The organism is Mesorhizobium sp. WSM4850, assembly GCF_055811735.1.
The window spans coordinates 108,936-130,213 of sequence record NZ_JBVVPV010000011.1 but is presented as its reverse complement, the minus strand read 5'-3'; the positions used below and the strand labels follow the sequence as shown (position 1 = coordinate 130,213).

Here is a 21,278-nt window from a genome sequence, read left to right as displayed (position 1 = left end):
CTGCCCCATCATCGGACATGATGAGAATGCAGCCTTCCATCGGCGCGCTGACCGGTCTCGAAGCGGCTCTCGCCGCACTCCTCGACGGAGTGGAGCCGGTCGCGCCCACTCTTTTGCCGCTTGACCAGACGCCTGGGAAGATCGGCGCCGCCATGCCGCCCCTGGCACGCGCGCAGCCGGTCCGCGACACGGCAAAGACAGATGGCTGGGCGTGCCGCGCGCTCGATCTTGCCGGTGCGTCGGCATATTCGCCGCTGCCGCTGATGGCATTTCCGGTCTGGATAGAAGCAGGCGGCGCCATGCCGGAGGGATGCGATTGCGTTCTCGAGGCCGATCTCATCGATTGCAGCGGCCCGATGCCCCAGGCGCTCGATGAAGCAGCTCCGGGCCAGGGCGTGCGACGCGCTGGCGAGGACATGGCGGCGGGCCGACCGCTGATCATTGCTGGGCACAGGCTGTCGGCCGCGGACCTCCTGACCGTGCGAAGTGCAGGGATTGGTGAAATTGCGGTGCGGATGCCGCAGGTGCGCCTGATCGATGTCGCCGCCCCAACGAGCGATACTTTCACGGGCCATCTTGTCGCCGACCTCGCAAGAGCTTCTGGCGCGACGGTGTTCGATATCGAAACGGTTTCGCGCGACGCCAGATCCGTCGCCCAGGCGCTTGGCAATGCAGCCGGCGATCTGATCATCCTGATTGGAGGCACTGGTGCGGGGCGCGCCGACGCTACAGCCGACGCGCTTGCCGCGCGTGGGGCGCTCATCGCCCACAACATAGCGCTACAGCCCGGCCGAACCGCGGCGATCGGACGGCTCGATGCGGTCCCGATCATTGCTCTGCCCGGCGCGCCCGATCAGGCTCTTGCCGCCTTTCTGGCGCTGGTTCAGCCGGCTATCGATCGCCTGACGGACAGGAGCGCCCGGCGACAGACGGTCCTGGCGCTGGAGCGGAAAATCTCGTCCACGGTCGGACTGGCCGAGATCGTCCTGCTGAACCAGCAACAAGACAGATGGCGGCCGCTTGCGATAGGAGATTTTTCGCTGGAGGCGATCCGCCTGGCGGATGCATGGCTTGCCATTCCAGGGGGCAGTGAGGGTTGGGCCGCGGGAACACCTGTCGGCGCCTTTGTGTTCGACGATCCCAGATGAGTCGGTGATGACCAGATCCACCCGCCCAGATACCGGCCAGGAGCATACCGGCCAGGAGCAGTTCCTGACGGTCCTGTCGCGCGACGAGGCGCTCGCCCGTTTCGAGGCGGTGCTATTTTCCAGGACGACCCCGACCGAAGAACTGATGCTGGCGGATGCGCTTGGGCTGCCGCTTGCCGATGATGTCACGGCTCCGATCGACGTGCCGCCCTTCGACCGTTCGAACGTCGATGGTTTTGCCGTGCGCGCCGCCGACATCGCCACCGCGTCGGAGGCGCTTCCTGCCAGGCTCCTGCTCAACCGCGAAACCATCGCCTGCGGTGTCGCCCCGCAAATCCCTGTGCTCGCAGGCACCGCCACCTCGATCGCGACGGGCGGGCCGGTGCCGCGCGGCGCCGATGCCATCGTCATGGTGGAGCACACACACCCAGCCGAAGGCGATGCCATCGAGGTCAGGCGCGGAGCCTCGCCCGGCCAGTTCATCTCGCATGCCGGATCCGACATTGCCCGCGGTGAGGTTCTGCTGCGCGCCGGAACGGTGATCGGCTCGCGTGAAATCGGCATGCTTGCCGCCTGTGGAATTGCACTGGTGACGGTGGCGCGCAAGCTGCGGGTGGCGGTTTTGTCGACCGGCGACGAACTTGTCCAACCAGGCGACACCCTGCGACCCGCCGGCATTTACGACGCCAATGGCGCAATCGTCAGCGCCGCGATAACCGAAAATGGCGGCCAGGCGAGCTTTCTCGGCGCCTATCCGGATGACGAAGCCACACTCGAAGCCGCCATGCGCGAGGCGCTGGCGGCGCATGACGTGCTGATACTGTCGGGTGGGACGTCCAAGGGCGCGGGTGATGTCAGCCACCGCATCGTGAACCGTCTCGGCGCGCCCGGCATCGTTGCCCATGGCGTGGCGCTGAAGCCGGGAAAGCCGCTTTGCCTCGCCGTCTGCGGCGGCAAGCCGGTCGTCGTGCTGCCGGGATTCCCGACTTCGGCCATGTTCACCTTCCACGACATGATCGTACCCGTGCTGCGCCGCATGGCGGGCCTGCCGCCTCGGACCGAAGCGAAGGTCGCTGCAAAGGTCCCACTGCGCATTCAGTCCGAACTCGGCCGCACGGAGTTCGTGATGGTATCGCTGGTCGAGGGTGAGCAGGGGCTGGTCGCCTATCCCACCGGCAAGGGCTCGGGGGCGATAACGTCCTTTGCCCAGGCCGACGGCTTCATCAGCATCGAAGCTCTAGCCGACAATATGCCTGCCGGAAGCGAGGCGTCGGTGACGCTGTTCACCCCGCACGTCCGTGTTCCCGATCTCGTGGTGATCGGCAGCAACTGCACCGGCCTCGATCTTGTCGTGGGCATTCTGTTTCGCGCCGGCCTGACGGTGCGGTCCATCGCGGTCGGCAGCCTGGGCGGCCTGGCCGCGGCCAGGCGAGGCGAGTGCGATATCGCGCCCATCCACCTCTTCGATGCCAAGACGCAAAGCTACAATGCGCCGTTCCTGAGCGAAGGCCTCGAACTCGTGCAGGGATGGCGACGCATGCAGGGCATCGTCTACCGCCCGGGCGACCTGCGCTTCCAGGGGACCGACCCAGAGGAGGCGGTGCGAGCCGCACTCGCCGATCCCAATTGCATGATGGTCAACCGCAACCAGGGCTCGGGCACGCGCATCCTGATCGACCAACTGCTTGGTGCCGCGCGCCCCGACGGATATTGGAACCAGCCCCGCTCGCACAATGCCGTCGCGGCGGCCGTGGCGCAGAACCGAGCCGACTGGGGCGTCACCATTGCGCCGGTGGCGCGCTCAGCCGGGCTCGGCTTCATTGCGCTGAAGGAAGAGCATTATGATTTCGCGCTGGTCTCTGCCCGCAAACAGCGACCCGCGGTGCAGGCCTTCCTAACCGCGCTCGCTTCGCCTGAATTCAACGAGGCGGTCGAGCGCATGGGTTTTACCCGACCTGGCCAAGTGTGAGATATCCGGGTTAAGGGTCGGCAAGGTGCCCAACCAGCCGTTCGGCCTCGGCAAAATCTTCGACCGTGTTGACATTGAAGAAGGGATCCACCGGCTTGTCCGGCCAGGACTGGGTTGCAACCTTGTAGCGAGCCGTCCACAGGTCGATCTTGCGAACGCCCTCTTCGACCAGTGCATGGCGTAGCGCATCTCGCATCGCCACTTGCCACAGCCCGATGACAGGATGCGTCCGACCCGCTGACATCGCCACCGCCAGATCCGCAGCTTTCGCCATGCGCGCCCGATGCAGCCGTTCGACGAGGTCGCGCGGCAAGAAAGGACAGTCCGCTGCGACGCTGACGATCCATTCGACATCGGGCCTGTTCGCCGCGGTCCAGTCGAGGCCCGCAAGCACGCCGGCAAGCGGGCCCGGATAATTCTCGACCGGGTCGGCGACGACTGGTAGGCGAAAGCGGTCGAAGCGGGCAGGGTCGCCATTGGCGTTCAGCAACAGCCCGTCGCATTGCGGGCTGAGGCGCTCGAGGACACGCTCGAGGATGGTGAGTCCGTCGATCCGACGCATCGATTTGTCGCCACCGCCCATGCGCCGGGCGAGCCCCCCGGCGAGAACGACGCCCAGGGTCGGCACCTTCTCATTCGCCATCGGCTCATTCGCCATCGGCAGTTCCCTTGCGTCTGTGACGCGGTGCTTCCTCGTCGACGGAAGCGAGGTCCTGGTCGAAGACGATGCGGTCCGCGCCCGATAGCACGGCGAACCGCTTGCCGCGCGCCCGACCGACCAGCGTCAGGCCGGCCTGACGGGCCAGATCTACTCCCCAAGCGGTGAAACCCGAGCGCGAGACGAGGATCGGAATGCCCATTCGAACCGTCTTGATCGTCATCTCCGACGTCAGCCTGCCCGTCGTGTAAAGGATCTTGTCAGCGGCATCGATGCCGTGGCGATACATCCAGCCGGCGATCTTGTCGACGGCGTTGTGGCGCCCGACGTCCTCCATGTAGCAGATCGGCGTGCCTTCCTTGCAAAGCACGCAGCCATGAATCGCGCCCGCTTCAAGATAGAGCGACGGCGTCGTGTTGATCGTGCGGGTCATTTGGTAAAGCCAGGAGGTGTGCAGCGCGGCTGGCGGCAGAGTGATATCGAGCGCCTCGAGAAGATCGCCGAAAGCGGTCCCCTGCGCGCAGCCTGAAGTCTGCGTCCGTTTTCTAAGCTTCTGCTCGTAATTTGTGTTGCGCTCGGTACGGACGACCACGACCTGCACGTCGTCGTCATAGTCGACTTCGGTTACGACGTCGTCGGATTTGAGCATGTTCTGATTGAGCAGGTAGCCCAGCGCCAGATATTCGGGATAGTCGCCGATCGTCATCATCGTGACGATCTCCTGGGCATTCAGATAGAGCGTCAGCGGGCGTTCAACGGGGACGCGGATTTGAATAGCGGCGCCCGTATGATCGATGCCGCTGACCTGTTCGGTCAATCGGATGTCATCCGGGCTCGGCATGATGATGGCGGGGTCTGGTCGGGTTTTCATCTGTTGCATGGCGCTCTCTTGAAATTGCAATCCCGCTCGCCGGAGTGGACGCGTTACCTCCGGCTTGACCTGCACTATATAGCCTGTTCAAACCGATGCCGGTCCACAAAAGCGCGCACGGGCGCAGACTGGGCTTGCCGGATGGCGCCGAGCTGCCGGCTCGGCCAGATCCATAGAGGCTGAAGGCTCGATGGCGCAACTTTCGGATGACTGCTTCGCTTTCGGCGGCCCGATGCGATCGCTCGATGATACAGCCGCACTGATTGCTTCACGGCTGACCGTTGTCGACGAGACCGAAACCGTCCAGCTGGCGATTGCCGATGGGCGCGTCCTGGCGAGTGATCTGGTGGCGCCGCTGCCCCTGCCGCCTTTCACCAACTCAGCCGTCGACGGCTATGCACTGCGCGGCGACGACCTGCCGGGAACCGTTGAAAAAGCCTTGCCGGTGAGCGGCAGGATCCAGGCTGGGATGGCGCCGGATCGGCACGCCGCGCCCGGACAAGCCATACGCATCTTCACCGGCGCTCCGCTGCCGGAGGGGGCAGACACGGTCTACATGCAGGAAGATGTCCGTGTCGACGATACCGGCAGGGTCATTCTTCCGCCCGGCCTGAAAAGAGGAGCCAACGTGCGGCCGGCGGGCGAGGACGTCGCAGCAGGCAAGGTGGTCCTGCAGGCCGACCAGCGCATGCGCCCGCAGGATGTTGCGCTCGCCGCGGCGCTCGGCATGACGCAGATCGATGTACGGCGCAAAGTTCGCGTCGCGATCTTCTCGACCGGCAACGAGATCGTCGCGCCGGGAAAGGTCCGGGGACCGGCCCAGCTTTTCGATTCGAACCGCTTCATGCTGATGGCCATGCTGGCAAGATTGGGCTGCGAGACCACCGATTTGGGCATTCTGATCGACGACAGCAGGCTGATCGCGGATGTGCTGAGCAAGGCTGCGCCAGGACAGGACCTGATCCTGGCGTCCGGCGGGGTCTCGACCGGGGAGGCCGACTGCGTCAAGGCCGCCGTCGAGAGTGTGGGCACCCTGGTCTTCTGGCGGGTGGCCATAAAACCCGGCCGCCCAGTCGCCATGGGGGTGATCCGGGGAACAGCCTTCATTGGGCTGCCCGGCAATCCGGTGGCGAGCTTCGTCACATTCGCCCATATTGCGCGCGCCGCGATCTTTGCACTGGCCGGCGCACGGCAGCAGCCACCAATTTCGCGGCCGGTGCGGGCCGCCTTCTCCTACCGCAAAAAGCCAGGGCGACGCGAATATGTGCGGGTAAGCCTGCGTGGGACGCAGGATGGCACATATGAAGCCGTCAAATTCCCGCGCGAGGGCGCTGGCATGCTGTCTTCTTTGGTTCAAACGCACGGCCTTGTCGAACTCGGCGAGGAAATAGCCGAGGTCGAGCCGGGCCAGACCGTTCAGTTCCTTGCCTATTCGGACCTGTATTGACGAACGCCGTCGAGCCGGTGGGCATGCAGTATGCGGTGCGACGCCTGGCCGCTCTCAACTGCAGTATACCCTGGGTCGGCGACCGTTGACGACCGGTAAGCGGTCCGCCATGGTGCGCCACCATGACGACAAGACAGCTCGATCTGACGGGATTGAAATGTCCCTTGCCGGCGCTGAAAACCCGCAAGGCGCTCAGCGGAATAAGCCCAGGCGAGCGCCTTGAGGTCCGTTGCACCGATCCGCTGGCAGCCATAGACATTCCCAATCTGATCAACGAAATGGGCGACCGCCTGGAGGCGATGCAACGGCAGGGAGACCACATCGTTTTCTTGATCGAGAAGGCGCAAGCTGCCCCGGTATAGGCCGTGCGACAAATCAGGGCGCAGATCAGTTCTGTCGCGGCGCCCCGGCCATGCTAAAATTGTCAAACCGGCATTTGGTTCAACTTGTCTGCCAAGTCGATTTGTGTGCCAAGTCCTTGATCCAAGGTGCGCCGGGCTGAGGGAGCTCACAACCACATTGGTGGCGGGAGCCGCCTTCCTCAGACGAAGGGTCCGGGAGGAGAGAGGATGACAATGCAGCAACGGCGATCTCCCGATCGCGGACCCAAAGGGCGGGCGCTGGATGATGTTGCCCTGGCCGAGGTCCGGGAACTTCTTGGCCATCGCGAACGGCGCCGGGATCTGTTGATCGAATTCCTGCATCTGATCCAGGACCGCTACGGTTGTCTGTCGGCCGCGCATCTGCGAGCGCTTGCCGAAGACATGCGCCTGTCCCAGGTGGAGGTTTACGAGGTCGCGACATTCTACGACCATTTCGATATCGTCAGGGAAGGCGAGGCGAGACCCGCGCCGCTGACAATCCGGGTGTGCGAATCGATAAGCTGCATGCTGGCGGGCGCCGAACACCTGATTGGCGAACTGGCCGCCAAGGCCGACCCAAACACAGTCCGCGTCATGCGTGCGCCCTGCATGGGCCGCTGCGCCGCAGCGCCCGCGGCGCGCATTGGCGACCGTGAGGTCGACCAAGCCAGCAGCCATATCCTCATCGATCTGGCACGCTCGGGCGATACGAAAGTTGTCGTGCCCGATTATGTTGGCCTCGATGCCTATCGGGCCGCTGGCGGCTATCAGCTTCTCCGGAAGGTGAAGGCGGGCGAGACCGGCATTGACGCCATCATCGAGATCATGGAGCACGCCGGTCTGCGCGGTCTCGGCGGCGCCGGCTTTCCGGCCGGCAAGAAATGGAACTTCGTGCGCGGCTATCCAGGGCCGCGGCTGATGTCGATCAATGGCGACGAAGGCGAACCTGGCACTTTCAAGGACCGCATCTATCTCGAAAAGGATCCGCACCGCACCTTCGAAGGTGCGCTTATCGCCGCCCATGCGGTTGAGGCCGAGCGCATTTATTTCTACATGCGCGACGAATACCCGGCCGTGCTCGCCATTTTGCGCGCCGAGATCGCGGCGCTCGAGGCAGCCGGCATCGTCAAGCCCGGTTTGATCGACCTTCGGCGCGGCGCCGGCGCCTATATTTGCGGCGAGGAAAGCGCGATGCTGGAAAGCATCGAGGGCAAGCGCGGCATGCCCCGTCACCGACCTCCCTATATTGCCGAAGTCGGACTTTTCGGACGCCCGACACTCAACCACAATGTCGAGACGCTGTGGTGGATTCGCGACATCGTCGAGAAGGGCCCCGAATGGTTCGCCGCGCAGGGCAAGCCCGGCCATCAGGGAATTCGCTCCTGGTCGGTTTCCGGACATGTGAAGGAGCCGGGCGTCAAGCTCGCCCCGGCCGGCGTCACCGTGCGCGAACTGATCGAGGATTATTGCGGCGGCATGGCAGACGGGCATGAATTCAAGGCCTATCTGCCAGGTGGAGCCTCGGGCGGCATCCTTCCGGCGTCGATGGGCGACATTGAACTCGATTTCGGCGGCGAACTCGCCAAACAGGGCGCCTTTGTCGGCTCACATGCGGTGGTCGTGCTTTCGCAAGCCGACAACATCAGGGATGTGACCCTCAATCTCATGAATTTCTTCAAACATGAGAGTTGCGGGAAATGCACGCCGTGCCGGGAAGGAACCGAAAAGCTGGTAACGCTCTTGAAAGAGAAGGGCGTGCCGAATGAGACGGCGATGCGCGACCTTGAAACAGTGATGCGCGATTCCTCCATTTGCGGTCTCGGCCAGGCGGCGCCCAATCCGGTCAATCACCTTTTGACGCATTTTAGGGATGATCTTTGAAATGGCAGATGGCGTCATTTTCACCCTCGACGGCAAGACGGTCACAGCCGCTGACGACGAGACGATCTGGGACGTTGCAAAGCGCGAAGGCACCAGGATACCGCATCTGTGCCATGTCGACATGCCCGGCTATCGGCCAGACGGCAATTGCCGCGCCTGCATGGTCGATGTCGAGGGCGAACGGGTGCTTGCCGCCTCCTGCATCCGCAAGCCTTCCGCCGGAATGGTGGTGAAGACGGATACCGAACGGGCTACGAAATCGCGCCAGATGGTGTTCGAGCTTCTCGCCAGCAACATGCGGCTGGCGGCCGACGGTCCGGATCAGCAGTCGATGTTCTGGCAGTGGGCTGGTTCGATGGGCATTTCCGGCGCTCGCTACAGCTCGAAATTCGCCACCGATGATGTCCGGCCAGAATTCGACATCACCAATCCCGCCATTGCCGTCAATCTCGACGCCTGCATCACTTGCGGCGCCTGTGTCCGGGCCTGCCGCGAGGTCCAGGTCAACGATGTGCTTGGCATGGCCGAGCGCGGCAATCACTCGCTTCCCGTCTTCGACATGCACGATCCGATGGGCCTGTCGACCTGTGTCACCTGCGGTGAATGCGTGCAGGCCTGCCCGACCGGCGCGCTCTACGAAAAGTCGCTGATGGATGATGCAGGCAAGACCCGGGTCATCCAGGAATTCGACAAGGTCGTCGACACGTTGTGCCCGTTCTGCGGCGTCGGTTGCCAGACCAGCGTTGCGGTCAAGGACAACAGAATAGTTCACGTCGATGGCCGCAATGGCTATGCCAACGAGAACCGGCTCTGCGTCAAGGGTCGTTTCGGCTTCGATTATGCGATGTCGCCTGAACGGCTGACCAAGCCGCTGATCCGCCGCGACGATGCGCCGAAGTCGGGCGATGCCGATATGCGCGGCGTCGATCCGCTGACCGTGTTTCGCGAGGCTAGCTGGGAAGAGGCGCTCGCGCGCGCCGCCGGCGGGCTGAAGACGATCCTCAGGGATCATGGCGGGCAGGCGCTGGCCGGTTTCGGCTCGGCGAAAGGCTCGAACGAAGAGGCCTATCTGTTCCAAAAACTGGTGCGCCAGGGTTTTGGCACCAACAATGTCGACCATTGCACGCGGCTTTGCCACGCATCTTCGGTGGCGGCGCTGATGGAAGGCGTCGGTTCGGGTGCGGTTTCGGCGCCCTTCAACGACGCGCTGAAGGCCGAATGCATCATCGTCATCGGCGCACGGCCGACCACCAACCATCCGGTCGCCGCGACCTATTTCAAGCAGGCGGCCAAGCGCGGCGCCAAGCTGATCGTCATGGACCCGCGCGGCCAGGATCTGATGCGCCATGCGTCGCATTCGCTGCGATTCAAGGCTGGCAGTGACGTGGCCATGCTGAACGCGCTGATCCACGTCATCGTCGAGGAAAAGCTCTACGACGAGCAGTATATCCAGGCCAACGCTTCCGGATTCGAGGCCCTGAAGGCCAAGGTGAAGGATTTTTCGCCCGAGGCGATGGCCGAGGTCTGCGGCGTCGAGGCGAGCGTGCTGCGCGACGTCGCCCGCACCTACGCGACCGCCGAGCGGTCGATCATCTTTTGGGGCATGGGCATTTCCCAGCACACACACGGAACCGATAATGCGCGCTGCCTTATCGCCCTGGCGCTGATCACCGGACATGTCGGCCGGCCGGGAACAGGCCTGCACCCACTGCGCGGCCAGAACAACGTGCAGGGCGCATCCGATGCCGGGCTCATCCCGATGTATTTCCCCGACTATAAATCGGTCGAGAACATCGACATCCGCGGCTCATACGAGAACTTTTGGGGTCAGACGCTGGACCCGAAACGGGGCCTGACGGTCGTCGAAATCATCGACGCCATCCATGACGGCGAAATCAAGGGCATGTACATACTGGGCGAGAACCCGGCCATGTCCGATCCGGACCAAACCCATGCCCGGCAAGCACTGGCCATGCTCGACCATCTGGTGGTGCAGGACATCTTCCTGACCGAGACCGCCTGGCACGCAGATGTGGTGCTGCCAGCCTCGGCGCATGCCGAAAAGCTCGGCACATACACCAACACCAACCGGCAAGTGCAGATCGGCCGGCCGGCGCTCGACATGCCGGGCGAAGCGCGCCAGGATTGGGAACTGATTGTCGAACTGGCGAGGCGCATCGGTCTGGACTGGAATTACGGCCATGTCTCCGAGGTCTATGCGGAAATGGCGGCCGTGATGCCGTCCTTGAAACATATCTCCTGGGACCGCATCGAGCGCGAAGGTTCGGTGATCTATCCGGCCGACGGTCCCGACAAGCCCGGCAATGAGATCATCTTCTCGTCCGGATTCCCGACCGCGGACGGACGCGGCCGCATCGTGCCGGCCGATTTGCTGCCGCCTGACGAAGTGCCCGATGAAGAGTTTCCACTGGTGCTCACCACCGGCCGCCTGCTCGAGCATTGGCACACCGGCTCGATGACCCGCCGGGCGGGCGTGCTGGACGCGATCGAACCACAAGGCATCGCTGCGATGAACCCTTATGAGATCAAGCGGCACGGCCTGCGCCAAGGAGAGATGATTGCGGTCGAGACCCGGCGCGGGACGGTAGACGCCATCCTGCGCGCCGACCGGGAGGTCGCCGACGGTATGGTGTTCATGCCGTTCTGCTTCAACGAAAGTCCGGCCAACATGCTCACCAATCCGATGCTGGACCCCTACGGCAAGATCCCGGAGTTCAAATACTGCGCCGCGCGAATTGCGCCGGCGGCGAGGGCCGAAGCTGCCGAATAAACCAGTACCGCGCGCCATCTGTGAACGGTTGCCAGCTGCCGCCCGCCACGGGGTAATCCATGCGCTAACCGGGGTTCTCCAAGCGGTTTGTTTTGCGCCACTCCTCGTACTCCCCGCGGGCATCGTCATGCAGCGGATAGTAGCGTTGCAACGGCCCGCCCTCCATCAGCTTCACTCGCGAGAACTCCTCCCAATCGTGATGCTTCTGTGATTCTTCGATTACCGCCGGGGCCATTGCGACGGGAAGCACCACCACCCCGTCGTCGTCGGCGACGATGATGTCACCGGGGATCACCGTGACACCGCCGCAGGCAATCGGAACGTTGACGGCATTGGGATAGATGCTGGTCTGCACATGATAGTTCGGCGTCCAGCCGCGCAGCCATAGAGGCAGATCGAGCTTTTCAACATTGGGCCGGTCACGCATGCATCCATCGATGACGATGCCGGCGCCGCCCCTGCCTTTGAAATACGTCGACATCATATCGCCGAAGACGCCCGAGCTCATGTCGCCGCGCGCGTCGACCACGACCACATCGCCCGCCTGTGCGTGATAAAGCACGTGCCGATGCAGCTGCGTCTCCGGATCGGCATATTCTCCCTCGGTGAACAGGTCCGGCCGCTGTGGCATGAACTGCAGCGTCAGCGCCGGCCCGACGATCGACTTGCCGTGGTTCTGCGCCACCGGTCCGACCATGTGCGGATTGCGAAAACCCATGTGGCCAAGCGTGCCGGCAACCGTCGCGGCGCCGATCCCCCTCAGCGCGTCGATCAGGTCTTTTGGCGGCCGCGTGATGTCGGGAGCATGTGTCATGGTGGACTCCGGTTGAAAGGCAACTACCAGTTCGTAACAGAACCGTCGCGGCGCTTAAGGTGAGGCGCTTCCCAAAAACGAAAGCTCGCCGCCTGGATCGCCTCCTCGTTGACCTCGACGCCGAGCCCCGGCAGATCGCCGACCGGATAGTCGGTCCCGTCAAGCCGTGGTTGCACGGGGAAGAAGTCGGAATTGTCGAAGCCCAGCTTTGTTTCGGGTTCCCTGGTCTCGAGCCACGCGAAGTTGGGTACCGCGGCAGCGAGATGCACGGTCGCGGCCGTGCAAACCGGACCAAGGGGATTGTGCGGCATCAGGTCCACATAGTGCGCCTCGCTCCAGCCAGCGACTTTCATCGCCTCGGTAAGCCCGCCGACATTGCAAACATCGAGCCGGTTGAACTCATGAATGCCGCGCTCGATGTAGGGCAGGAACTGCCACTTGCTGGAAAACTCCTCGCCGATGGCAAAGGGGATGTCGGTCATCGTACGCAGCGATTCGTAGGCACCCGGTGTCTCGTCCCGTATCGGCTCCTCGAGGAAATCAAGCACGCCGCGGCCGAGCTTGTTGCAGAAGCTCGCCGCCTCGGCCACCGACAGCCGATGATGATAGTCGATGCCGAGGACGACGTCATCGCCCAGCGCCTCGCGCGCCCTGTTGAGGATACTGGCGGTAGCGCCGATCGACTCGCGCGGCTCGAAGATGTCCCTGCTGTTTTGCCCGGCGGGGAAGAAGCGGATCGCCTGCCACCCCTGTGCGCGCAGCTCGCGGGCTCGTTCGATGGCAGCGTCACCTTCGGCCTCGTCTCCGGTCGAGGCGAAGGTGGGGATGCGGTGGCGCTGCTTGCCGCCTAGCAGCTCGTAGACCGGCACTCCCAGCGCCTTGCCCTTGATGTCGTGAAGGGCGATGTCGATGGCGGAAATCGCCGCCTGCAGAACACGTCCGCCTTCGAAGTACTGGCTGCGATAAAGCTCCTGCCAGATCCGGCCGATCTGCATTGGGTCGCGGCCGATGAGAAACTCGCGATAGTGCTCGACCGCGCCGGCCACCGCCTTCTCGCGACCACTCAAGCCGCTCTCGCCCCAGCCGAAGATGCCCTGGTCGGTCTCGACCTTGACCAGCATCTGGTTGCGCGTTCCTACCCACACTGGATAGGGCTTGATCGCGGTGATCTTAAGCTTCGTAGTCATCCACGCCCACGTTCCAAACGCATCCCCCTGTTTCAGTTGGCGCCCTGTTTCAATTGGCGCCTTGTCTCAGTCGGCCTTGAGGGCCATTTCGGTTTCGCCGTCGAACAGATGCATCCGCTCCTGGTCGAACTCGAGCCAGATCTGTTCATCGGGGGCGACGGCAATGTTCGGCGGCACGCTGACGTTGACGATGGCGCCGGACAGGAACGCCTGCACGAAGGTGACGTCCCCGGTCGGCTCCACCGTGTAGGCCTTGGCCGGAATGGCACCGGGGACCGCGGTGTTGCGCAACTTGATCGTCGAGTGACGTGCGCCGAGCACGACTTTCCTGGTCGTTGCCCTTGCGACCTTCCGGGCGTTGCGCGGCGAGAGCTCGAAGCTCCAGCCCTCCGCGCTGGTCAACACAGAGTTGCCGTTTGCCGTCGATGCCTGCAGCGGAATAAGGCTCATCGCCGGACTGCCTATGAAGCTGGCGACGAACATGTTGACCGGATGGGCAAAGACCTGCGCCGGCGAATCATATTGCTGCAGGTAGCCGCCGTTCATCACCGCCATCTTGTCGGCCATGGTCACGGCTTCGAGCTGGTCGTGCGTCACATAGATGATCGTCGCCTTGAGGTCTTGGTGGAAGCGCTTGATCTCAGACCGCATCTGCACGCGCAGTTTGGCATCGAGGTTAGAGAGCGGCTCGTCCATCAGGAACACGGCGGGGTCGCGGACAAGCGCACGGCCCAGGGCCACCCGCTGCTGCTGCCCGCCCGAAAGTTCGCGCGGCCTGCGCTCGAGCAGGTGCGTCATGTCGAGCACTCGCGCCGCTTCCTTGACCTTCTTGTCGATCTCGTCCCTGGGCAGTTTGCGCATCTGCAGCGGGAACGCCAGGTTCTTGTAAACCGATTTCTGCGGATAGAGCGCGTAGTTCTGGAACACCATGGCGATGTCCCGGTCCTTGGGGTCGAGGTCGTTGACCACCCGGTCGCCGATGACGATGTCGCCCGATGTCATCGGGATCAGCCCCGCGACGAGATTGAGCGTGGTTGTCTTGCCGCAGCCTGAAGGGCCGACGAGCGCAACGAACTCGCCGTCATTGACCGTCAGCGACACGTCGTTGACAGCCTTGAAGCTGCCATAGGACTTGACGAGATCTTTGAGGACGACGTGGGCCATCGGCAACTCCCTAGTGCTTGACCGCGCCTTCTGTAAGGGCGCGTACGAAGTATCGTTGCAGGACGAGGAACAGCACGACGACGGGCACGCTCATCATGAAACTGGCCGCCATCAGGCCCGGAAAGTCCGTCGTATTTTCCGAGAAGAAGCGCTGGATGCCGACGGGCAGTGTCAACTGGTCGTTCTTGGTGAGGAAGGTGTAGGCGTAGATGTACTCGTTCCACGCGCCGATGAACGAATAGATCGCGGTGGCGATGATCCCCGGCGTCGAGAGCGGCATCACAATCAGGATGAAGGCCTGGAACCGCGTTGCCCCATCGATGCGCGCCGCCTGCTCGAGCTGCACCGGAATGTTGTCGTAAAAGCCCTTGAGCAACCAGATCGCCAGCGGCAGGCCGAAGGTGAGATAGGTGAGAATCAGCGAGCCATGCGTGTTCATCAACCCGAGCAGGCGCATCAGGATGAACAGCGGCACGAGAAAGATCACCGCCGGGAACATGTTGCGCAGCAGCACGGCGAAGAACAGGAAGTTCCGGCCGGGGAAACTGAAGCGCGAAAACGCGTAGCCCGCAGGGACGGCGACGATCACCGAGAGGATTGTCGTGACGGTCGACACGAAAAGGCTGTTCCAGAAGAAGCGGAGGAAGTCTTGGCCGACGCTGTTCTGGGGATCGAGCAGCTTCTCATAGCTGGCGAGGGTAGGTTCGTCCGGCCACCATTGCGGCGGGAACTGCAACGCCGCGAACCCGGATTTGATCGAGGTGATCAGCATCCAGATCATCGGCACCGCGGTGTAAAGCAGCATGAACGCGAGGAAGATGCGCCCGGTCCACCGCCATCCGTCGACGCGCATCCGGCGACGGCTCAGGGCTCGCGGGGCGGTCTCGGCAGTCGTGCTCATGCGTTCCCCTCCTGCCGCTCGTTACCGCTTAGCGCACGAACGTAGAAGTAGCCGAGCGTCATCAGGGTGAGGAACAGGAGCACCGAATAGGCAGATGCCACGCCCCAGCGCTGCCGGCCGAAGGCGAGCTCATAAATGTGGGTGATCCAGATATGCGATGCGTTGGACGGCCCGCCGCCGGTCATGATCCAGGGGATGATGAAGGAATTGAAGTTGGCCACCGCGAGCAGCAGGATCGTCACCGTCGAGACGTTGCGCAAGTGCGGAAAGGTGACGTGCCAGAAGCGCTGCCAGGCGCTGGCGCCGTCGACCTGCGCGGCGCGCAGCAACTGCTCGGGCACGGTCTGCAGGCCGGCCATCATCATGATCATGGCAAACGGAAACTCGCGCCAGATATTGACGACGATCAGGGAAGGCAGCACCGTGTTGACGCTGTCGATGAAATTCGGCGGTCGCTCGGCCAATCCGAGGCCGACCAGCACCGCACCGATGATCCCGAAGTCCGAATGATAGATCCACTTCCAGATATAGGAGGCGGCGACCGCGCTGATGACCCAGGGAATGATCAGGATTGCGCGCAGCACACCGCGGCCGACAAACTCGCGGTGGAGCGCCAGCGCGGTGGCAAACCCCAGGACAAAGGCAATCAAAGTGGAGCCCAGCGTCCAGATCAGAGTGTTCCAGGTGACTCTCCAGAACACCTCGCTGGTGAGGATGGTCGTGTAGTTGTCGAGGCCGACGAAGGTCTTGTCGCGAAGCTGCAGGCCAGGCGGCGTCTTGAAGAACGACAGCTCGATCGTGTAGTAGATGGGGTAGGCGATGACGATGAGCATCACGGCGATCGCCGGGAGCACGTACGCGTAGTCGGCGCGATGCTCCCATATCTGGCGTAGCACGCCGGACCTGCCGGATTGCACTCTTTGGCGAGCCTCGGCCTTGCCGGTCACGATCGTCACTGTGGCGCGCCCCATTTCTTCTGAACGAACCGGGTTTCCGACCAACCGGCTGCACGGTCAGTGCAGCCGGTCAGGCTTGGACTAGAGTCCGCCCATCAGGTCTCTTACCCTCTTGGCCGCGTCGTCCGCTGCCTCGTCGACAGGCATCGCTCCGGTCAGGGCATTCTGCAGCATGTCCGGAACGATGATGTTCATGATCTCGGGAGCCTGCGGCAGCGCCGGGAACGGGATGCCGTATGGCAGCATCGAGGTCGTCACATCGAGGAACTTGATGTTGTCCAGACGTTCCTTCATCCATTTGGTCTTGAAGCCGTTAAGGTTGCCCGGGTTCGAGCCGGCATAGGCCATCTTCAGCGACCATTCAGGGCTCGTCCACATGCAGATGATAGCCTTTGCGGCCGGCTCGTCGACCTTGCCGCCCTCGACATATTCAGGCTTCAGGATGTGAATGTTCGAGCCGCCGAACACGACTGCGCGCTTGCCGTCGGGGCCAGTGGGAATCAGGCCGTAGCGCATGTTGTCGATGACGGTCTGCGCCTTATCCTTGTCGGCGCCAGTCGCCTTCTTCTGCAGGTCGAGCATGACATCGTAGTCGGACGGGTGCGAGATCATCATGCCGAGCTGGCCGGCGAGGAACAGGGGCTGGTTATCGGCCTGCTGGTTGGTGAGCGCCGAAACCGGAACCGACTTGTCGCGAACATACATGTCGTACGAGGCTTGCAGGGCGGCCTTGCTCTGCGGGCTATCGAGCTTGACCTCCTCATAGGTCGGGTTCGCGGTGGCTTCGTCGAACACGCCGCCGCCGTAGGCCCACAGCTGCGGCATGAAGCGGTACGGCGTATTGCCGGCATTCTTGCGAGCCACGAGGCCGTAACCGGCAATGCCGAGCTTGTCGTGGATCTGCTTGGAATACTTGACGACGTCGTCCCAGGTTGCCGGAGCCTTGTCCGGATCGAGGCCCGCACGCTTGAAGATGTCGGCGTTCCAGATGAACGCCATCGTCTCGTTGTTGGTTGGAATGCCGTAGGTCACCCCCTCCCAGGTCACGGCCTTCATGGCGCCGGGCCAGAAGTCCTCGGTGGAATACCCGACATCCTCGGGTTTGAGCGGCTCCAGATAGCCTTTTGAGGCGAACTCGGTACCACCCAGGATTTGCAGGCGGACCGCCATCGGCGCTGCATTGCCGAGGAGCGCCGTGCGGAATTTGTCAAGAAGGTCGTTATAGGTGAGGGCTTGTTCCTCGAGCTGGATGTTCGGATAGGTCTTGCGGAAGGTCTCGAAGAAATCCTTGTAGTACTGGCGCAAGAGGTCGGGGTCGCCCTCGAACACGCCCTGATACCAGAAGGTCAGTCGCCCCTTGTAGTCGAGCGGGGTGACCTTGGCGCAATCGGCCGCCGTGTCAAAATCCTCTGTGCCCGCAATGGAGCGCACATATTCCGGCGACCACTTGCTGAGGTCGACGGGCGCTCCCAGCGCCGATGTGGACATCAGCGATGCCATCAAAGCAGTGGCGACAGTGCCGCGCAGGACCGCACTGCCGAGCGTAATCCTCGTCATAGGTATCCTCCCTGGTTCTCCATGCCGCCCTGCGCCGAGGCAAGGCGGTCTAGCTCGTTCGACCGCGGGACGCCTTTCTGTTCTATGTATCCCTTCGATCATTTTGTACGTTTTCAGATCATGGATTGCCTGTCAACGCGCGGGATCGTACATTGTTTGTGAAATCCGTGTGTGATATCGGGCAGGGTCTGTATTGATCAGGGGAGCCGGCTTTGGCCGAAATAGATGATTTTAAAGCCATGCCACCGGTGGCGACTGACCCCATGGCCTCCAGCGAGGGCGCCTCGCTTTATCAACTGATCAGGGAAGACATCATTGAGGGACGGCTCGCCGCCAACGAACGGCTTGTGGTCACCGATCTCGCCCGGCGTCACGGCACCTCGACAAACCCCGTACGCGAGGCCCTGCAGCTCTTGCGCGGGGAGGGTTTTGTCACCTTTCTCCCCAACCGCGGGGCGCGCGTGCGACCCATAGATCAGGATTTTGTCCGGGATATCTATGAAATCGGTGTTCTGATCGAGCCGGCCCTGACGCGATGGTTTGTGAACATGGCGACCGGCGAGGACATCGCCGAACTCGAACGTCTCCAAGGCCTGATTGAAGAGAACAACTTTGCCGACACCTTCAGGCACAGTGAACTGGATACCGCCTTCCACACCGTGATGTACCAGCGGCACTATAACCGCCATGCCGCTGAACTTTGGTGGAAGCATCGCGAAGTGCTGCGAGCCGTGAGCCGGCGTTTCAATTTCACGCTGGCGCGTCGTGCCGCGATCATTCGCGAGCACCGCGAACTCATCGCGCACGTGAAAGCGGGAGAAGCCGACAAGGCGGCCGAACTCGTTTCCCGCCATGTCGAGGGTTCCGGCCGGCATATCCTCGAACAGATGCGTGCGCGCAACGCCGCTCGGGCCGGATAGGAACGAAGGTCCAGTCTCGAACACCGTTAGCCCTAAGCATTTCAGATAAAGGGATTGAGATGAAAATCACGAGCATTCGGCCGTGGCTGATCAAGTCCGATGCTTCTTATTGGGGAGAGTTCCTGTTCGTCGAAGTGACGACCAGCGAGGGGGTGAGTGGCTGGGGAGAGATCACCACCACGACAAGGCTCGCCAACCGCGCTCTCTGCACGATCCTGCGGCAGATCGGCGTCGCCGTGACAGGCGAGGATCCAGCGCGTATCGAGTATCTCTGGCACAAGATTTTCCGCAGCTTCACCTATATGGGCAGCCGCGGCGCCGCCGTCGAATGTGTGAGCGCCATCGATATAGCCCTCTGGGATATCCGCGGCAAAGTCCTCGGCAAGCCGATTTACGAGCTGCTGGGCGGACCGGTACGCGACGAAATCGCGCTCTACACCCATCCCAACCAGGCCAGATTCATCAGCAAGGAGGCTGCGGTCCGCGAAATTCTGGACATCGTCGAGTCCGGACACACTGCGCTCAAGTTTGATCCTTTCCCCCACCAGGGCCACAGCGCCGATGGCCTGTCCCGCGAACAGCGGGACGGGTACCTCGATGGCAGCATGACCCGCAAGGACGAGCGCGAAGCCGCCGAACTCACGGCGCTGATCCGCGAAACGGCGGGGCCTGACGTCGACATTCTCATAGACGCGCATGGCCGCTTCGACGTTCCCACCGCCATTCGCCTCTGTCGGAGCCTCGAGGAAGCCGGCCAGATCGACTGGTTCGAGGAGCCTTGCCCGCCCGAGAGCCTCAACGCCCTCAGGCAGGTGCGTGAGAAGGTCAGTGCCGCCATCGCGTGGGGCGAGCGCGGCCACACGAAGTGGGATTTCGTGCCGGTACTCGAGAACAAGCTCGCTGACTACATCATGCCTGATATCACCTGGACCGGCGGCATTACCGAACTCAAGAAGATTTCTGCCCTATGCGAAGCCTACTACATCCCGGTCTCGCCGCATGACGCCGCGGGACCGATCAACGTGGTTGCGGGAGCGCAGGTGATGATGACCGTTCCTAACTTCTACAGGCTCGAAACGTCGGAGTGGAACCTGGGCAAATACGATCACCTCATCGACAGACCGCTCGACGTCTCGAACGGCAGCCTCAAGCTGACGTCGAGGCCTGGTCTCGGTATTGAGATGGACCGTGACTACCTGCAGGCCCATGAGATTGAGCTGGGCTAGCGACGCTCCATGCCGGCGTGCGGGCGACGACGACCAGCCCCACCCACCAGAACGAGGATAAGTCATGGCAAAGATGGGTGGCGCCGACGAGGCGCTCAATCGGGTGAACGCAAACTCCAAGCCATCCCAGCTTCGCATCACCGACATGCGGGTAGCCGAAATCGTCGGCGCGCCGTTCACCTCGACCCTGCTCAAGATTTACACCAACCAGGGCATCGTCGGACTTGGCGAGGTGCGCGACGGCGCCAGCGCCACCTATGCGCTGATGCTGAAGAGCCGGCTGCTTGGCGAGAATCCCTGCAACATCGATCGCCTGTTTCGCCGGATCAAGCAGTTCGGCGGGCACGGCCGGCAAGGCGGCGGCGTCTCGGCGGTCGAAATCGCGTTGTGGGATCTCGCCGGCAAGGCCTATGGCGTGCCCATCTACCAGATGCTCGGCGGCCGGTTTCGAGAGAAGGTGCGCCTCTATTGCGATACCGACGCCACTGTGCCGAGCGGCACCGAGACCGGCAAGCGCCTCAAGCAGCGCATGGCGCTCGGCTTCACGTTCCTTAAGATGGATCTGGGATTGATGCAGATCGCCGATGTCCCCGGTGCGGTTGTGTCTCCTGCCGGCTCTCTTGATGGGTATCGCGTCCAGCCCGGCCGCGGCCAGGTCAAGTCCCTTGAAGAGCGGCGCGCCCGCAACGCCGCCTACGATTTGCACAACGTCCCCCACCCGTTTACCGGCCTCCACTTTTCCGACAAGGGCCTCGACTTGCTTGAGCAGTACATTGCCGAGGTTCGCGAGGTTATCGGCATGGATATTCCGCTCGCTATCGACCACGTCGGCCACATCTCGCTGCAGAACGGTATTCGCCTCGCCAGGCGGATTGAAAAATATGTGCCGGCCTGGCTCGAGGATGTGATCCCATGGCAGTACACCGAGCAGTACCGACAACTGCAGGACGCCACCACGGTGCCGATCTGCACCGGCGAGGACATTTATCTCAAGGAGGGCTTCGAGCCTCTGCTCAAGAGCGGCGGCCTCTCCATTATCCACCCAGACCTGCTCACCAGCGGGGGCATCCTCGAAACGAAGAAGATCGGCGACATGGCGCAGGACCACGGCGTCGCAATGGCCATCCATATGGCAGAAAGCCCGATCGCGGCAATGGCCGCGGCACATGTCGCGACTGCGACCGAAAACTTCGTGGCGCTCGAATACCACTCTGCCGATGTCGACTGGTGGGACGATATCGTCACCGGCGTTGCCAGGCCGCTCGTGAAGGACGGCTTTATCACTGTTCCCGACAAGCCGGGCCTGGGGATTGACGACGTCGTCGACGAGGTGATCTCGCAGCACCTGCAGCCAGGCGTCACCGGCATCTGGCAGCCCACGGATCACTGGGACGACGAATATTCCTGGGATCGCACCTGGAGCTGA

17 protein-coding genes are annotated in these 21,278 nt (G+C 62.8%); 9 read left to right on the top strand and 8 right to left on the bottom strand.

Annotated elements, in window-relative coordinates; all coding sequences use genetic code 11:
- Nucleotides 1-26 precede the first annotated feature (26 nt).
- Together AC0L2Z_RS13995 and AC0L2Z_RS13990 are read left to right on the top strand one after the other, a co-directional pair.
- Complete coding sequence (locus AC0L2Z_RS13995) at nt 27-1,148, top strand: molybdopterin-binding protein (protein ID WP_473628362.1); 1,122 nt, start codon at nt 27-29, stop codon at nt 1,146-1,148.
- Between the two features lie 7 nt (nt 1,149-1,155).
- A complete protein-coding gene (locus AC0L2Z_RS13990; RefSeq protein WP_473628360.1) occupies nt 1,156-3,117 on the top strand; it encodes a molybdopterin biosynthesis protein in 1,962 nt (653 codons plus the stop codon).
- A gap of 10 nt (nt 3,118-3,127) precedes the next feature.
- On the opposite strand, the gene mobA is transcribed toward AC0L2Z_RS13990, so the two are convergent.
- Complete coding sequence (mobA, locus tag AC0L2Z_RS13985) at nt 3,128-3,775, bottom strand: molybdenum cofactor guanylyltransferase MobA (RefSeq protein ID WP_473511080.1); 648 nt, start codon at nt 3,773-3,775, stop codon at nt 3,128-3,130.
- Nucleotides 3,765-4,655: a formate dehydrogenase accessory sulfurtransferase FdhD gene (fdhD, locus tag AC0L2Z_RS13980; protein WP_473628358.1), complete on the bottom strand. Its 891-nt coding sequence runs from the start codon at nt 4,653-4,655 to the stop codon at nt 3,765-3,767. The genes mobA and fdhD overlap by 11 nt, the downstream gene beginning before the upstream one ends.
- 181 nt (nt 4,656-4,836) lie before the next feature.
- Between fdhD and AC0L2Z_RS13975 the strand changes: the two genes are divergently transcribed.
- The 4 genes from AC0L2Z_RS13975 to fdhF all read left to right on the top strand — a co-directional run bounded on the left by AC0L2Z_RS13975 (nt 4,837) and on the right by fdhF (nt 11,127).
- The gene (locus tag AC0L2Z_RS13975; RefSeq protein ID WP_473628356.1) at nt 4,837-6,093 is read left to right on the top strand and encodes a molybdopterin molybdotransferase MoeA; all 1,257 of its coding nucleotides are present in this window, start codon (nt 4,837-4,839) and stop codon (nt 6,091-6,093) included.
- Between the two features lie 122 nt (nt 6,094-6,215).
- Complete coding sequence (locus AC0L2Z_RS13970) at nt 6,216-6,455, top strand: sulfurtransferase TusA family protein (protein WP_031254334.1); 240 nt, start codon at nt 6,216-6,218, stop codon at nt 6,453-6,455.
- Between the two features lie 207 nt (nt 6,456-6,662).
- Nucleotides 6,663-8,336: an NADH-ubiquinone oxidoreductase-F iron-sulfur binding region domain-containing protein gene (locus tag AC0L2Z_RS13965; protein WP_473628355.1), complete on the top strand. Its 1,674-nt coding sequence runs from the start codon at nt 6,663-6,665 to the stop codon at nt 8,334-8,336.
- Nucleotide 8,337: 1 nt separating this feature from the next.
- Nucleotides 8,338-11,127 (top strand): formate dehydrogenase subunit alpha, encoded by a 2,790-nt coding sequence (gene fdhF, locus AC0L2Z_RS13960; protein ID WP_473628353.1) that lies wholly within the window; start codon nt 8,338-8,340, stop codon nt 11,125-11,127.
- A 64-nt stretch (nt 11,128-11,191) separates the two neighbouring features.
- Here fdhF and AC0L2Z_RS13955 read toward each other — a convergent pair whose 3' ends face one another.
- From AC0L2Z_RS13955 to AC0L2Z_RS13930, 6 genes are all read right to left on the bottom strand, one after another.
- Nucleotides 11,192-11,941, bottom strand: a complete 750-nt coding sequence (locus AC0L2Z_RS13955) for a ribonuclease activity regulator RraA (protein WP_023797622.1) — start codon at nt 11,939-11,941, stop codon at nt 11,192-11,194.
- 23 nt (nt 11,942-11,964) lie between these two features.
- Nucleotides 11,965-13,128 carry a mandelate racemase/muconate lactonizing enzyme family protein gene (locus AC0L2Z_RS13950; RefSeq protein WP_473628352.1) on the bottom strand — a complete coding sequence of 388 codons (1,164 nt, stop codon included), beginning with the start codon at nt 13,126-13,128 and terminating at the stop codon, nt 11,965-11,967.
- A gap of 66 nt (nt 13,129-13,194) precedes the next feature.
- Complete coding sequence (locus AC0L2Z_RS13945) at nt 13,195-14,292, bottom strand: ABC transporter ATP-binding protein (RefSeq protein ID WP_473628350.1); 1,098 nt, start codon at nt 14,290-14,292, stop codon at nt 13,195-13,197.
- 10 nt (nt 14,293-14,302) lie between these two features.
- Entirely contained in the window at nt 14,303-15,193 is an 891-nt protein-coding gene (locus tag AC0L2Z_RS13940; protein ID WP_473628349.1) for a carbohydrate ABC transporter permease, read from the bottom strand.
- Nucleotides 15,190-16,149: a carbohydrate ABC transporter permease gene (locus tag AC0L2Z_RS13935; protein WP_473628348.1), complete on the bottom strand. Its 960-nt coding sequence runs from the start codon at nt 16,147-16,149 to the stop codon at nt 15,190-15,192. Before AC0L2Z_RS13935 ends, AC0L2Z_RS13940 begins: the two co-directional genes overlap by 4 nt.
- An 81-nt stretch (nt 16,150-16,230) precedes the next feature.
- The gene (locus AC0L2Z_RS13930; RefSeq protein ID WP_473628346.1) at nt 16,231-17,706 is read right to left on the bottom strand and encodes an ABC transporter substrate-binding protein; all 1,476 of its coding nucleotides are present in this window, start codon (nt 17,704-17,706) and stop codon (nt 16,231-16,233) included.
- 212 nt (nt 17,707-17,918) lie between these two features.
- Here AC0L2Z_RS13930 and AC0L2Z_RS13925 point away from each other — a divergent pair, with 212 nt between their 5' ends.
- From AC0L2Z_RS13925 to AC0L2Z_RS13915, 3 genes are all read left to right on the top strand, one after another.
- A complete protein-coding gene (locus AC0L2Z_RS13925) occupies nt 17,919-18,626 on the top strand; it encodes a GntR family transcriptional regulator (RefSeq protein WP_473628344.1) in 708 nt (235 codons plus the stop codon).
- Between the two features lie 59 nt (nt 18,627-18,685).
- Nucleotides 18,686-19,852 (top strand): mandelate racemase/muconate lactonizing enzyme family protein, encoded by a 1,167-nt coding sequence (locus AC0L2Z_RS13920; RefSeq protein WP_473628343.1) that lies wholly within the window; start codon nt 18,686-18,688, stop codon nt 19,850-19,852.
- 64 nt (nt 19,853-19,916) lie between these two features.
- On the top strand, nt 19,917-21,278 hold the full coding sequence (locus AC0L2Z_RS13915; RefSeq protein WP_473628341.1) for a mandelate racemase/muconate lactonizing enzyme family protein: 1,362 nt from the start codon (nt 19,917-19,919) through the stop codon (nt 21,276-21,278).

What these genes read in the sequence shown, in the direction of transcription:
- AC0L2Z_RS13930 (WP_473628346.1), bottom strand. Translation starts at nt 17,706, where the DNA reads ATGACGAGGATTACGCTCGGCAGTGCGGTCCTGCGCGGCACTGTCGCC.
- mobA (WP_473511080.1), bottom strand. Translation starts at nt 3,775, where the DNA reads ATGGCGAATGAGCCGATGGCGAATGAGAAGGTGCCGACCCTGGGCGTC.
- AC0L2Z_RS13995 (WP_473628362.1), top strand. Translation starts at nt 27, where the DNA reads ATGCAGCCTTCCATCGGCGCGCTGACCGGTCTCGAAGCGGCTCTCGCC.
- AC0L2Z_RS13955 (WP_023797622.1), bottom strand. Translation starts at nt 11,941, where the DNA reads ATGACACATGCTCCCGACATCACGCGGCCGCCAAAAGACCTGATCGAC.
- AC0L2Z_RS13990 (WP_473628360.1), top strand. Translation starts at nt 1,156, where the DNA reads ATGACCAGATCCACCCGCCCAGATACCGGCCAGGAGCATACCGGCCAG.
- AC0L2Z_RS13975 (WP_473628356.1), top strand. Translation starts at nt 4,837, where the DNA reads ATGGCGCAACTTTCGGATGACTGCTTCGCTTTCGGCGGCCCGATGCGA.
- AC0L2Z_RS13945 (WP_473628350.1), bottom strand. Translation starts at nt 14,292, where the DNA reads ATGGCCCACGTCGTCCTCAAAGATCTCGTCAAGTCCTATGGCAGCTTC.
- fdhF (WP_473628353.1), top strand. Translation starts at nt 8,338, where the DNA reads ATGGCAGATGGCGTCATTTTCACCCTCGACGGCAAGACGGTCACAGCC.
- AC0L2Z_RS13915 (WP_473628341.1), top strand. Translation starts at nt 19,917, where the DNA reads ATGGCAAAGATGGGTGGCGCCGACGAGGCGCTCAATCGGGTGAACGCA.
- AC0L2Z_RS13950 (WP_473628352.1), bottom strand. Translation starts at nt 13,128, where the DNA reads ATGACTACGAAGCTTAAGATCACCGCGATCAAGCCCTATCCAGTGTGG.
- AC0L2Z_RS13940 (WP_473628349.1), bottom strand. Translation starts at nt 15,193, where the DNA reads ATGAGCACGACTGCCGAGACCGCCCCGCGAGCCCTGAGCCGTCGCCGG.
- fdhD (WP_473628358.1), bottom strand. Translation starts at nt 4,655, where the DNA reads ATGCAACAGATGAAAACCCGACCAGACCCCGCCATCATCATGCCGAGC.
- AC0L2Z_RS13965 (WP_473628355.1), top strand. Translation starts at nt 6,663, where the DNA reads ATGACAATGCAGCAACGGCGATCTCCCGATCGCGGACCCAAAGGGCGG.
- AC0L2Z_RS13920 (WP_473628343.1), top strand. Translation starts at nt 18,686, where the DNA reads ATGAAAATCACGAGCATTCGGCCGTGGCTGATCAAGTCCGATGCTTCT.
- AC0L2Z_RS13970 (WP_031254334.1), top strand. Translation starts at nt 6,216, where the DNA reads ATGACGACAAGACAGCTCGATCTGACGGGATTGAAATGTCCCTTGCCG.